At 56.8% G+C, this 12,274-nt stretch carries 13 protein-coding genes; 9 read left to right on the top strand and 4 right to left on the bottom strand.

The genetic code is table 11. From position 1 onward, the window contains the following. Window positions 1-342 precede the first annotated feature (342 nt). On the bottom strand, window positions 343-996 hold the full coding sequence (locus tag FWJ25_RS03430) for a protein-L-isoaspartate(D-aspartate) O-methyltransferase (RefSeq protein WP_149598824.1): 654 nt from the start codon (window positions 994-996) through the stop codon (window positions 343-345). A gap of 197 nt (window positions 997-1,193) precedes the next feature. Between FWJ25_RS03430 and FWJ25_RS03425 the strand changes: the two genes are divergently transcribed. Then, window positions 1,194-1,859 (top strand): AbiTii domain-containing protein, encoded by a 666-nt coding sequence (locus FWJ25_RS03425; protein WP_149598823.1) that lies wholly within the window; start codon window positions 1,194-1,196, stop codon window positions 1,857-1,859. An 8-nt stretch (window positions 1,860-1,867) separates the two neighbouring features. On the opposite strand, the gene FWJ25_RS03420 is transcribed toward FWJ25_RS03425, so the two are convergent. Continuing rightward, complete coding sequence (locus FWJ25_RS03420; RefSeq protein WP_149598822.1) at window positions 1,868-2,644, bottom strand: TSUP family transporter; 777 nt, start codon at window positions 2,642-2,644, stop codon at window positions 1,868-1,870. A gap of 208 nt (window positions 2,645-2,852) precedes the next feature. Between FWJ25_RS03420 and FWJ25_RS03415 the strand changes: the two genes are divergently transcribed. From FWJ25_RS03415 to FWJ25_RS03395, 5 genes are all read left to right on the top strand, one after another. After that, window positions 2,853-3,926, top strand: a complete 1,074-nt coding sequence (locus FWJ25_RS03415) for a PA0069 family radical SAM protein (protein ID WP_149598821.1) — start codon at window positions 2,853-2,855, stop codon at window positions 3,924-3,926. Window positions 3,927-4,073: 147 nt separating this feature from the next. Further along, window positions 4,074-4,742 (top strand): c-type cytochrome, encoded by a 669-nt coding sequence (locus FWJ25_RS03410; protein ID WP_149598820.1) that lies wholly within the window; start codon window positions 4,074-4,076, stop codon window positions 4,740-4,742. 15 nt (window positions 4,743-4,757) lie between these two features. Further along, window positions 4,758-5,738 (top strand): c-type cytochrome, encoded by a 981-nt coding sequence (locus FWJ25_RS03405; protein ID WP_149598819.1) that lies wholly within the window; start codon window positions 4,758-4,760, stop codon window positions 5,736-5,738. 51 nt (window positions 5,739-5,789) lie between these two features. Beyond that, entirely contained in the window at window positions 5,790-6,248 is a 459-nt protein-coding gene (locus tag FWJ25_RS03400; RefSeq protein WP_149598818.1) for a hypothetical protein, read from the top strand. A gap of 23 nt (window positions 6,249-6,271) precedes the next feature. Continuing rightward, a complete protein-coding gene (locus FWJ25_RS03395; RefSeq protein ID WP_149598817.1) occupies window positions 6,272-6,553 on the top strand; it encodes an Rdx family protein in 282 nt (93 codons plus the stop codon). Between the two features lie 2 nt (window positions 6,554-6,555). On the opposite strand, the gene FWJ25_RS03390 is transcribed toward FWJ25_RS03395, so the two are convergent. Next, window positions 6,556-7,464, bottom strand: a complete 909-nt coding sequence (locus FWJ25_RS03390; RefSeq protein ID WP_149598816.1) for a LysR family transcriptional regulator — start codon at window positions 7,462-7,464, stop codon at window positions 6,556-6,558. A gap of 203 nt (window positions 7,465-7,667) precedes the next feature. Between FWJ25_RS03390 and FWJ25_RS03385 the strand changes: the two genes are divergently transcribed. From FWJ25_RS03385 to FWJ25_RS03375, 3 genes are all read left to right on the top strand, one after another. Then, a complete protein-coding gene (locus FWJ25_RS03385) occupies window positions 7,668-9,179 on the top strand; it encodes a CoA-acylating methylmalonate-semialdehyde dehydrogenase (RefSeq protein WP_149598815.1) in 1,512 nt (503 codons plus the stop codon). Between the two features lie 16 nt (window positions 9,180-9,195). Continuing rightward, entirely contained in the window at window positions 9,196-10,869 is a 1,674-nt protein-coding gene (locus FWJ25_RS03380; RefSeq protein ID WP_149598814.1) for a GMC family oxidoreductase, read from the top strand. Between the two features lie 87 nt (window positions 10,870-10,956). Then, entirely contained in the window at window positions 10,957-11,577 is a 621-nt protein-coding gene (locus FWJ25_RS03375; RefSeq protein ID WP_149598813.1) for a LysE family translocator, read from the top strand. A gap of 3 nt (window positions 11,578-11,580) precedes the next feature. Here FWJ25_RS03375 and FWJ25_RS03370 read toward each other — a convergent pair whose 3' ends face one another. Continuing rightward, window positions 11,581-12,252, bottom strand: coding sequence for a Rossmann-fold NAD(P)-binding domain-containing protein (locus FWJ25_RS03370; protein WP_149598812.1), 672 nt, complete (start codon window positions 12,250-12,252; stop codon window positions 11,581-11,583). Window positions 12,253-12,274: the final 22 nt, after the last annotated feature.

Raw genomic sequence — 12,274 nt, 5'->3', positions numbered from 1 at the left:
TGTTGTATTCGCGGGAGTTTTTGCTTCACTGCTTGCAAATCATACTAGTCCTATATGCTGTTACCTCAATAGCAATATGCGCCTCTGTCGATGGCCAATTCGGTCTCAATGAGATCCGCCTCACAAATTGTTGGATGACATTGATCAAGAATGATCTACAGTTATAAAGCAAGCGTATCGACTTACATCATTGCAGGAGGTGCACATGAGAACATCGACTCGCTCATTTATGGTTTTCCCCGCCTGGGGCATCATCCTTATCGGTTCCGCAGCATTCCTCTACTGTGCCTACGCAGGACTTTTGGGCTCCTGACCACGCCTGAACCGGCTTGACAACACGAGTTACGACCATCCTTCTCCACCGAGCAGAGGCACAAACCGCACCTGCCCAAGGTCGTCCATGTCAAAGCGGGTTTCGGTAAGGCGTGTAACCGTTTGCAGTGACTGAACACTGTGTTCCGGGCCAACAGGTATCACCAGTCGTCCTCCGACCGCTAACTGCTGCTTCAGAGACTCGGGCACAGCAGGCGCTCCGGCTGCCACACATATGCCATCGAACGGCGCCTGTTCTGGCCACCCCAACGTGCCATCGCCACAACGGACTGTCACATTGTCATACCCCAACTCTGCGAGCACACTCCCTGCTCTCTCCGCCAGCTCCGGGATACGCTCAATGCTGTAGACATGGCCCGCAATACAGGCCATCACTGCGGCGGCATACCCTGATCCCGTACCGATATCCAGCACGATTTCTCCACCTTCGAGCCCAAGAGCTTCCGCCATCAAAGCAACAATATAGGGCTGAGATATGGTTTGTCCGGCCCCTATCGGCAGTGGTCCATCCTCGTAGGCGTAATCAACGGTGCCAGGGGTGACAAATCGCTCCCGGGGGACCCGTCGCATGGCTTCGATCACCCAGGGCGAAGTGATCCCACGGCCTATAACCTGGTAATCCACCATCGAGGCCCGCCGGGCCTCAAATCCATCATTCGACATGGACTCTTCCCTCCGTTACCCACTTACCATTCATTACAAAGAACAACGGTTTTACAACGGCGAAATCATGACCTGCCGTCTAGCTTTTCAGGCACCATTCGCCGACCTGCCCCGCACTTCGGCGAATCCCCTAACAATAACAATAGACGGATAGCAGACAGGCGTGACCTGGCACTTTGCTATCTGTGGAGGACACTATGTCAGCATCCGTGAATAACCTTCAGGAACGCACTCAATCATCCGAAGAACTGCTGGACCAGATCATGCCTTCGGCGATCACCCTGGCCATGATGCTTCGCCACAAGAAAATGGCGGCCTGGCTCCGGACAGAACTGGACGGCTATCAGGACATCAGCACAGCACCGCCCTATCGCCGCGACCTGCCCGGGCACATCGTTGCCCGATCCCCTCAGTATGGCTGGATTCCAGCGCCGGTAAATGAAGAACAATCACGGGAATATGGTCAGTTGAGCCTGGTAGAGGGCACCAAGGCCCTGGAAAAGGTCTGTGTTGGGTGTAAGAAAGGTGATGGCAACCGGGTACTGCTCGAACGAGAAGCGATGGTTGTGCTTCAAAAGCAGATCAACCTGAGCGCGGAACTGGCCATTAACCTGAGCAGAGACACATATTGTCAGCTCTTGAGAACAGTACGTGCGGCAATCTACCTCTGGACCATAGAATTGCTGGGGCGGGGACTGGACGGTGAACACAATCACTACACCGCGGAACAGCGCGGGCAGGTCTCAGTTCTGGACGATCCACAACGTTACTGGCGACGGGCCATGGACGAGCTTAACGAACTGCCGATTCCGGATGTGAAAGCTGCCGGTTTCTTTGAACGGATGTTCGGGCGCGCCAGCTAGGCTGCCCGTCAACCCAGAACGCTGACCATACCGATGCTGCTGACCACCAGCAGCACAACACCCAGCACTCTGAAGAACACCGGTGTTTCGGCCTTCAGAATCCTGTCATGGACCTGCAGGCCGATGACATGTCCCACGGCAGCGCAAGGTAATAACCACAGGTGGTGAATCAGCTGAAGATCAACCCCGGCCCAGATAAACGCGGCCATTTTGATCACCACGAGAATGAACCAGAGCGCAAACAGCGTATCCCGGAGTTTCTCCCTGGGCAGATGCTGAGCCGCCACCGCGATGATCAGCGGTGCGCCGATCAATGACGTGCCGCTGATATACCCGCCAATCATCAGAAACACCGCATCAACGGCTTTGCTACCGCTCCTGAATGGCTTGTTCACGATGTATGAGATTGAATAGAGCGCCACAATCACGAAAATAATGGCGCTCAGGATATTCCCCGGCATGGTGATCAGCCCGAACACACCGATCAGCTTCGGCACAATCATGATGCCGAGAATTCGCCAGAGATACTTCCAGTCCACCGTGCTTTCTGCCGGAACACCGTCAGAATCCGGTCGCTTCCGGTTGTTCATCCAGATCGTGAGCGACGAAAATACCAGCAGGTGCACCGCAATGATGGGAAGAAATACCAGCGGCTGATCAAGTACCAGCAGCAGAAACGGCAATGAAAGCACCGCGCCGCCAAAACCCAGTCCCGAACGGACGAACCCACTCCACACGAAGATCAACGCGATGAGGGCATACTGAACAATACTCAGATCGGACATAGGGACCTTGGAGTGGGCGACAACGAGGGAAAACGAAGAAGTACCATACTATAAAGCAGGTACATTCTGCTGCAATCCCGGCTTTCGTCGGACACCTCTCGGACTGGCAGTTTACCTGCAGGACTCGGAGCTGTCCTGGTACTGGATTCGCTGACCACTGAGGTGTAGCATCACCGATACTGTACAAATAAACAGTATCGGTGATGACATGGCCAGCAACCCCAAAACCCGAGGCACCGCCCTCAACCCCAACAATCGCTTTCAGCCCATCGTGACGGATCGCGATATCGACGATGGCTGGTACCGCGACCCTGAAGATGACAGTTGCCCGGATTCCGTAGCCACCGAAATCATCTTCGAGAACGCTCGCTCAATCATCAGCCGTAACCAGTCACCGGACGTTCCCTTTGACCAGTCCATAAACCCCTATCGCGGATGCGAACATGCCTGCATCTACTGCTTCGCACGCCCGAGCCACGCATACTGGGATATGTCCCCTGGCCTGGATTTTGAAACCCGACTGATCGCCAAATCCAACGCTGCCCGGAAATTACGGGAAACCCTCGACCATCCCCGCTATCAGCCAACGCCCATTGCCCTTGGCATGAATACAGACGCCTATCAGCCTGTGGAAAGGGAACAGCGCATCACCCGTTCACTGCTGGAAGTGTTCGCGGAATACCGGCACCCGGTATCCGTGATCACCAAGGGCGCCCTGATTCTCCGGGACCTGGATTTGTTGTCCGAGCTTGCCAGCCAGGGCCTTTGTTCTGTCCGGATCAGCCTGACCACCCTCGACAATGATCTCAAACGCCGTATGGAACCAAGAACTGCCGCACCGGCAACGCGGCTGTCCATGATCAGAAAACTCAGCGATGCCGGTATCCCGGTCGGGATTCTGCTTGCGCCGGTGATCCCCTTCATCAACGACCGGGAAATTGAACAGATTCTGGATGCTGCAGCCAGGGCGGGCGCCACCCGCGCTGGCTGGGTGATGCTGCGCCTGCCCCTTGAGCTGGACGAACTATTCCAGGACTGGCTGCAGCGCCATTATCCGCAACGGGCGGAACACGTGATGAATCGAATTCGGGATCTGCGCGGAGGAAAAAACAACGACTCAACCTTTGGCCGCCGGATGACCGGAGAAGGCCCCTATGCGGATCTGATCCGGCAACGTTTCAATAACAAAGCACGCAAACTCGGGCTGAACAAGCAACGTGAGGACCCCCTCAGAACAGACCTGTTCCGTCGACCCGCAGGGGAGCAAATGGGCTTCTGGTGACTACCATCATACTCAGGTAGCATTTCACATATTCCTAAGTGTAATATCCTTATTCAAAATAAAATAGATAACAGGATCTACACTGGAAGAGTCAGCTTTCTATCGAAGCTCCCACCACTCCCGTACCGTGATCCTGCGGAGGTTAAAATGACGCGCCAATTCTCGCGCCTGCTGCTGGCAGGCTGTACCGCATTATTCATCACGCCCCTCAGCCACGCCCAGGGGGACCCCGACGCAGGTGCCCAACTGGTTAATCAGGGTGACGGCAGCGGCGCTCCCTGCATGGCCTGCCACGGGCCTGATGGCGGAGGTAACGCAGTGGCAGGTTTCCCACGACTGGCAGGGCTTGATGCCGGCTACCTGGCGAAGCAGATTCAGGATTACAACTCAGGGCGAAGAGTAAGCCCGGTCATGCAGCCCAATGTGGACAACTTCAGCGAACAGCAAGCCCAGGACATCGCAGCCTACTACGCGAGTCTGCCTGTACCAGCGTCAACCGCTGCCTCGAGTGCCAGCGAAAGCCAGCTGGCGATGGGTAAGAAGCTGGCTGAAGAAGGCGACTGGGACAACAGCATACCGCCCTGCTCTACCTGTCATGGCCCCGGTAACCGGGGCGTCGGCGATGCTTTCCCAGCGCTCGCCGGGCAACACCCGTCCTACATCAAGCAACAACTTGAAGCCTGGCAAAACGGCCAGCGCAAAAACGATCCGAACCAGCTCATGACCGCAGTCGCAGAGCGACTGTCGTCCGAACAGGTCGAAGCCGTAGCCGCCTATCTGGGCACCTTATCCACCCAACCGGCCAAAGCCCAGTAACAGGAGGACGGAGCCATGAACTACAAAGAGATCACCGCACTATTTACCGGCCTTCTGATCTCCAATGCCGCGCTTTCAGCAGAGCCTGCCGTTCCCGTCAATCTCCCTGAATTCAAGGAAGGGCAATATGTTCACCAGGCCCCGAGTGTGCAGGACCTGGAGAATAACGACAGCATTCATCCGGAGCTCAAGAAGGTCATCCTCAAAGGCCGTGACATGTTCATGAACACCCAGCAGTTCCGTGGCGAATACGTGTTCAATGATATGAACTGCAAATCGTGCCACATGGGTGAAGGCCGCCGGAACTGGTCCGGCCCGGTGTGGCCGGCAGCCACTACGCTGCCGGATTTCAGGGGCAAAAACCAGCACGTCAACTCACTGGAAGAGCGCATCGCCGGTTGTTTCTCGTTCTCCATGAATGGAACACCTCCGGCTTACGGCAGTGACGACATGCTGGCTATGGTTGCGTACCACAGATGGCTGGCGACCGGAGCACCTGTGTATGAGAAGAACATCGGCGGCCGTGGTTTCAGCCACCTGGGCAGAGAAAAGCCTGCGCTGGACTATGACAAAGGCAAAGCGGTCTATACCGAAAACTGCGCGATCTGCCATGGCGACAGCGGACAGGGCCAGCACAAGGATGGCGAGGTCGTCTTCCCTCCGTTGTGGGGCGACAACTCGTACAACTGGGGTGCAGGTATGACCCGGGTGTTCACCGCAGCTTCCTTTATCAAGAACAACATGCCTTTGGGCAAACCCGGCTCTCTGACAGACGATGAAGCCTGGCAGGTGGCCAACTACATCAATTCACAGGAGCGCCCTCAGGATCCTCGCTACACCGGCGATGTTAAGGAAACCCGGGAGAAATACCTTAATTTTCATAAACACACCAACTATGGCACCGTGGTGAATGGTAAGCTTCTGGGTGATCACGATAACACCGGAAGCAAGCCTTTCCTGAAACCCGACGCCCTGAAGCCCCGAACGTTCGACTGATTCCGGGCCAGGACTGGAAAGGCGCATTGCTCGCAGCTATTGGAGAGCACTATGCAGAAAACAGCGCCTTTTCTGTTTTCCCTCATGGTATTGGTACTGGCTGGATGCCAGTCCTTGCCTGAGGGCCCCAAGCCAACGGCCGATAATACAATCCTGCTCAGTTCCGAACACTGCCTGAGCGAGTATCTGAAAGATCTGGACAAGGAACACTACGGCCCGTGCCTCAGAATAACGGAAGTCAACGGCCAGCAGCCCGCTATCAGGGATGACGGTTTCATTGAACTGCCGGTTGCCCGGGCCCTGACCCTGAATACAAGCTGCGTGTACCGTCACGCAGACGGCACGCCTATCCCTCTCACTGTAGAAACCGCCGAGTTCAGGATAACCAACGAGACGTTCACCAAACCTGGCCAACGCTGGTACCTCCATGCCCAGGAGCAGGCCAGAGGCGTGATCGGATGCAAACCCACATTGTCCCGTTCAATATACCCAACCTACAAGACAGAGTGATCCATTCAGGAGACAAGTAAACAATGACGCACCGTGTCGATATCCATTACTGCACCGGTTGCCGCTGGCTGATGCGTTCCGCCTGGATGGCTCAGGAATTGCTGACAACATTCGAGGGGGAAATCAGTGAACTCACACTGCACCCGGGAACCGGGGGTATTTTTGAGGTATGGGTAGACGGCAAACGGATCTGGTCCCGAAAAGAACAGAACGGTTTCCCTGAAATAACCCAGCTCAAACAGCTCGTTCGCGATGAGGTCGATCCGGATCGCTCCCTTGGGCATTCCGATAAAAAAGCCGACTGACCTCAGGTTTCAGAAAGATCCCAAACGCCTGCCAGAGCTTCCAAAGCCTCCAGAAACATGGGTTCGCCACTGTGATCCCGATGCCAGACAAAACTCAAAGCACAAGGCAGGCGAACACCCTCAACAACAACCAGCCCCCGTTCCTGGCGCTCCGCTATAGCCAGTGCGTCCCTGGCGAGGCTGAGCCCGACGCCCGCCCGGACCAGATCCAGCATGCAGGCCTCCTGGTCCACCTGAGCGACGCCATTCGGCTCCACCCCCAAGGGGCTCAGCACGTCATTCAACAAACGGTTATGAACGGAATCTTCCGGAGTGACAATCCACGGCAATGCCGCCAGTGATTCCCACCGGGTATCGTTCACTCTCCCGGCCCATCCCGCCGGGGCGATAACATGATATTCAAACCGGGCCAGTTCGCGATGAGCCAGCTCCGGCGCGGCCTTACCGGGCCCGGTGCCCGGCGGCGACAGAAAAAAACCAACATCCAGATCACCATTGCGAACCTGCTCAAGAACACTGCCACTCATCCCCTGGTGAAGCTCCGTTTCCAACTGCGGCGCCCTGGCCACCAAGCGATTCAGGAATGCCCCCAGACGAATAAATTCAGGATCAACGATGGTGCCGATTCGAAGCCGGCCGCGTACAGTGCTGTGTAACGCCCGGGCGCTTTGCTCAAAAGCGGCAAGCCCGGCCAGGGCCCGTTCAGCAACCGGCAACAGAGCCTGACCATCGGCAGTAAGATCCAGACCCTGAGGCTTTCGCAAGAACAGCTTGAGGCCAATGTCCTCCTGCAGCTGTTTCAATTTCAGACTTACCGCTGGTTGAGTCAGGTGCAACCGCTCTGCCGCTCGGGACACACTCCCTTCCCTGGCCACGGTTACAAACGCTCGCAGTCCCTGTAACTGTTGCATATACCCACCTGCCAAATGCCTTAAAACACCCTCATGATATAAGCCTTTCTTATATCATCCTTTTGGAAAACTCAATTGCTTCCACACCGCAGTGGTCCTAAATTATCTGTTCATCAGACAAACAATAATGTTTAAACCATCCTGCCTTAGTGGCTTTTATAGCCACGACACAGGTAACAGATCACAAGCAGAACGAGGCGGCCATGACCAACCCAACCATTCAGCATTATATCAACGGGCAAATTTCACCGGGCAGCTCCGGCCTCAGCCAGGATGTATTCAACCCGGCAACCGGCAAGGTGTCGGGACAGGTTGCTCTGGCCAACAGATCCGACGTCGATCAGGCCGTGGCCGCCGCAGAGGCTGCTTTCCCGGGCTGGGCAGACACGCCGCCCATTCGCCGCGCCCGGGTGATGTTCAAGTTCCTGGAACTGCTGAACACACACAAGGATGACCTGGCTCGCGCCATTACCGCCGAGCATGGCAAAGTGTTCACCGATGCTCAGGGCGAGGTCAGCCGGGGTATCGACATCGTCGAGTTCGCCTGCGGTATCCCTCAGTTGCTTAAAGGCGACTACACCGAACAGGTCAGCACCGGCATCGACAACTGGACGACTCGTCAGCCCCTGGGCGTTGTCGCAGGTGTCACACCGTTCAACTTCCCGGCCATGGTACCTATGTGGATGTTCCCGGTTGCCATCGCCGCTGGAAATACCTTCATACTCAAACCCAGCCCACTGGACCCCAGTGCATCCCTGATGATCGCCGACTTGCTCAAGCAAGCAGGGTTGCCAGACGGTGTGTTCAACGTCGTACAGGGTGACAAGGAATCGGTTGAAGCGCTGATCGAACACCCAGATGTACAGGCTCTGAGCTTCGTAGGCTCCACGCCCATTGCCAACCTGCTGTACGAGAAAGGGGCCAAACACGGCAAGCGCATCCAGGCTCTCGGCGGCGCCAAGAACCACATGGTGGTGATGCCGGATGCCGATCTAGATAAAGCCGTAGACGCCCTCATCGGTGCAGCCTACGGCAGTGCCGGCGAACGCTGCATGGCCATCAGCGTTGCGGTCCTGGTGGGTGATGTGGCCGACAAAGTCGTGCCGCAACTGGCCGAACGCGCAAAATCCCTGAAGATCAAAAACGGCGAGCAGCTTGATGCTGAAATGGGGCCGATCGTGACCGCGGCAGCTCACCAACGGATTACCGGTTACATCGAGAAGGGTGTGGCAGAAGGCGCGGAGCTGGTCGTGGACGGACGGGATTTCGATACCAACACCACCGGAGAAGGCTGTGCCGACGGCTTCTGGATGGGCGGCACCCTGTTTGACCGGGTCACCCCGGACATGACCATCTACAAGGAAGAGATCTTCGGGCCGGTCCTCGTATGCGTCCGGGTAGCGGACATCGCCACCGCCATCAAGCTGATCAACGATCACGAATTCGGCAACGGAGTCAGTTGCTTCACCGAAAGCGGCAACGTCGCCCGTGAGTTCGGGCGCCGAATTCAGGTGGGCATGGTCGGCATTAATGTGCCCATCCCAGTACCTATGGCCTGGCATGGTTTCGGCGGCTGGAAGCGCTCACTGTTCGGCGATACCCATGCCTACGGTGAAGAAGGCGTAAAGTTCTACACCCGCCAGAAGTCGATCATGCAACGCTGGTCAGACTCTATCGACGCTGGTGCGGAATTTGTCATGCCGACTGCGAAATAACACCGGAGGTAGAGCCATGTCCGACAACAACAAGACATCAGGGCATCACGAATTCGACTACATCATTGTGGGCGCCGGCACCGCCGGCTGCCTTCTGGCAAACCGCCTCAGCAGTAATCCAGCCAACCGGGTGCTGCTGATAGAGGCGGGTGGCCGGGATAACTATCACTGGATTCACATCCCCGTCGGTTACCTGTACTGCATCGACAACCCACGAACCGACTGGCGTTTCAGGACAGAGCCGGATCCCGGACTGAACGGACGCTCCCTGATCTACCCAAGAGGTAAAACCCTCGGCGGCTGCTCCAGTATCAATGGCATGCTCTACATTCGCGGACAGGCCAGGGACTACGATCACTGGGCCTCCGTAACCGGGGAGAGTGCCTGGTCCTGGGAAAACTGCCTGCCGGATTTCATGCGCCACGAAGATCACTACCGCCTGGATGAGGGCGGCGACGCCGACCCCGAGCATGACAAATACCACGGCCACGGTGGCGAATGGCGTATCGAACGCCAGCGCCTGAAGTGGAAAGTACTGGAAGACTTTGCCAATGCAGCAGTTGAAGCCGGTGTTCCGAGAACACGGGACTTCAACCGCGGCGACAACGAAGGCGTGGACTACTTTGAGGTCAACCAGCGATCCGGCTGGCGCTGGAACACCTCCAAAGCCTTCCTGCGGGAAGCCGAAAAACGCCCCAACCTGACACTCTGGCATTCGAGCCAGGTACTGGGGCTGCAGACCGAGACTTTACCCGGAGTGGAACCTCGTTGTAGCGGTGTCCGGGTCGACCGCCCCGGGGCAGGAGAAACCCTCGCCAGCGCTTCCCGGGAGGTCATCCTCTCCGCCGGGGCGATTGGCTCACCGCAGATTCTTCAGCTTTCCGGAATCGGTCCGGCAAAACTCCTTGAAGAACATAATATTCCGGTAGTCGTCAATTTGCCGGGTGTGGGTGAAAACCTTCAGGATCACCTGCAAATACGCTCAGTGTACAAAGTGGAAGGGGCCACCACCCTGAACACCATGGCTAACTCCCTGATCGGCAAGGCGCGTATCGGACTGGAGTACCTGATTTCGCGTTCGGGCCCGATGAGCATGGCGCCTTCCCAGCTGTGCCTTTTCACACGAAGCTCAGAGGATTACGCACACGCCAACATTGAATATCACGTGCAGCCACTGAGTCTCGATGCTTTTGGACAGCCATTGCACGACTTCCCGGCGATTACCGCCAGCGTCTGTAACCTGAACCCCACCAGCAGGGGCACGGTCCGTATCCGAAGCCGTGACCCACGGGAGGCTCCGGCTATTGCGCCGAATTATCTCAGCACACAGGAAGACCGGAAGGTGGCAGCCGATTCGCTGAGAGTGACCCGCCACATCGCCAAACAACCAGCCTTCGCACATTATCAGCCTGAGGAATTCAAACCGGGCCTCCAATATCAGACAGATGAGGAGCTGGCAAAACTTGCCGGAGACATTGGCACCACGATTTTCCATCCTGTCGGCACGACCCGGATGGGACACGCAGCCGACGAGATGGCAGTGGTGGATCCACATCTGAGGGTACGAGGCATGAAGGGGCTGCGAGTTGTCGATGCCGGCGTCATGCCCACCATCACCAGCGGCAACACAAACTCACCGACCCTGATGATTGCGGAAAAGGCTGCTGGCTGGATACTGGCTGGAGAGTGACATCACACCCATTGCATTTTGCAGGTTTTACCGGGGAAGCAGGCTGCTAAACTTGGCGGCCTTCTTTAATTTCAAAGGATTGTAAGCATGACCCTCGCCACCTGGCTGACTGTTGTGACCATCTGCACTCTGGGCGCCATGTCCCCCGGCCCGTCCCTTGCACTGGTACTCAAGCAGACAATGAGTGGTGGTCGGCGTAACGGAATGACCACAGCCCTGTTCCATGGCCTGGGCATCGGAATCTATGCCTTTCTCAGCATTCTGGGACTGGCAGCCGTGATCACGACATCCCCTGCCGTTTTCTCTGCCCTGCAGTGGGGAGGCGCCCTCTATCTGGCCTGGATTGGTCTCCGTGGCCTGACTGCAAAACCGCCCGAAAACACCGAGCTTCCAGACATACCGACAACCCGAAGCGCCGCTCGTGATGGTTTCCTGATGGCATTTTTCAATCCGAAAGCGGCGGTGTTTTTCCTTGCTCTGTTCAGCCAGGTTGTCGGTACCGACACCAGCCTGCTGGCCAAAGTCGGCTATGCCGCAACAGCACTGGTTATCGATACCGGCTGGTATCTGATCGTGGCCTGGCTGTTTTCCAACCCGAAATGGCTGGAAGCGCTCCGGCGTCGTGCCATCTGGTTCGAGCGGATATTCGGCGCCGTTCTGGTCGCCCTTGCCGGGCGGCTGGTTGCGGGGATCTTCAGCGGCAAATAGATATTACCCGGCTAGCGCGGCAATATCCGCATACTCACGAACCTGAGTAACCTGCTCGGCAGACAACTGCGAAACCAACCCGCAGACTTCGTTCACCATGGCCTGAGCCACAACATCGGCCCCGATCGCTTTGTACCTGTCGAGGGGGCCGAACATAAAGCGATTGACCAGTGGCATGGCCTTTTGCCCCAAAGCTTCTCCCGGACGGCTCTCGCGCCTGTCACCCAGCAACAGACTGGGGTGGTAAATGGACAGGTAGGGAAAGCCCAGTTCGCGAACGGCATCTTCCAGCTCGCCTTTCACCCGGTTGTAGAAAATGGTGGAGTCTGAAGACGCGCCGATGGCGGACATCAGTAGCAGCGCATTTGCTCCCTGCCCTCTTGCCAGCCTCGCGGCTTCCAGCGGATAGCCGCAATCCACTTTGCGGAAGTTTTCCTGGGAGCCGGCTTTTTTGATGGTGGTGCCCAGGCAACAGACCAGCACATCTACCTTGAACAACCCCGGCATCTGTTCCAGTTCATCGAAATCGATAATGCGCTGCTCCAGCTTCGGGTGCTCAAACCCCAGCGGCTTCCTCAGCGGCACAATAACCCTGGAAACCTCTGGCCGTTCCAGCAGGCCCTGGACAACCATACTGCCAGTCAATCCTGTGGCGCCCAGTACCATGATAAGCATGCCTAGTGTTCCTCTGTGATAT

The organism is Marinobacter salinexigens, assembly GCF_008370345.1.
In the GTDB taxonomy this organism is placed as follows: Bacteria; Pseudomonadota; Gammaproteobacteria; order Pseudomonadales; family Oleiphilaceae; genus Marinobacter; species Marinobacter salinexigens.
Note: the sequence above shows the minus strand (reverse complement) of the source record. Positions and strands in the feature narration are given on the sequence as shown.

Coding starts and splice junctions, on each gene's coding strand:
- FWJ25_RS03390 (WP_149598816.1), bottom strand. CDS start 7,464: ATGCAACAGTTACAGGGACTGCGAGCGTTTGTAACCGTGGCCAGGGAA.
- FWJ25_RS03400 (WP_149598818.1), top strand. CDS start 5,790: ATGCAGAAAACAGCGCCTTTTCTGTTTTCCCTCATGGTATTGGTACTG.
- FWJ25_RS03425 (WP_149598823.1), top strand. CDS start 1,194: ATGTCAGCATCCGTGAATAACCTTCAGGAACGCACTCAATCATCCGAA.
- FWJ25_RS03370 (WP_149598812.1), bottom strand. CDS start 12,252: ATGCTTATCATGGTACTGGGCGCCACAGGATTGACTGGCAGTATGGTT.
- FWJ25_RS03375 (WP_149598813.1), top strand. CDS start 10,957: ATGACCCTCGCCACCTGGCTGACTGTTGTGACCATCTGCACTCTGGGC.
- FWJ25_RS03405 (WP_149598819.1), top strand. CDS start 4,758: ATGAACTACAAAGAGATCACCGCACTATTTACCGGCCTTCTGATCTCC.
- FWJ25_RS03380 (WP_149598814.1), top strand. CDS start 9,196: ATGTCCGACAACAACAAGACATCAGGGCATCACGAATTCGACTACATC.
- FWJ25_RS03395 (WP_149598817.1), top strand. CDS start 6,272: ATGACGCACCGTGTCGATATCCATTACTGCACCGGTTGCCGCTGGCTG.
- FWJ25_RS03385 (WP_149598815.1), top strand. CDS start 7,668: ATGACCAACCCAACCATTCAGCATTATATCAACGGGCAAATTTCACCG.
- FWJ25_RS03420 (WP_149598822.1), bottom strand. CDS start 2,644: ATGTCCGATCTGAGTATTGTTCAGTATGCCCTCATCGCGTTGATCTTC.
- FWJ25_RS03415 (WP_149598821.1), top strand. CDS start 2,853: ATGGCCAGCAACCCCAAAACCCGAGGCACCGCCCTCAACCCCAACAAT.
- FWJ25_RS03430 (WP_149598824.1), bottom strand. CDS start 996: ATGTCGAATGATGGATTTGAGGCCCGGCGGGCCTCGATGGTGGATTAC.
- FWJ25_RS03410 (WP_149598820.1), top strand. CDS start 4,074: ATGACGCGCCAATTCTCGCGCCTGCTGCTGGCAGGCTGTACCGCATTA.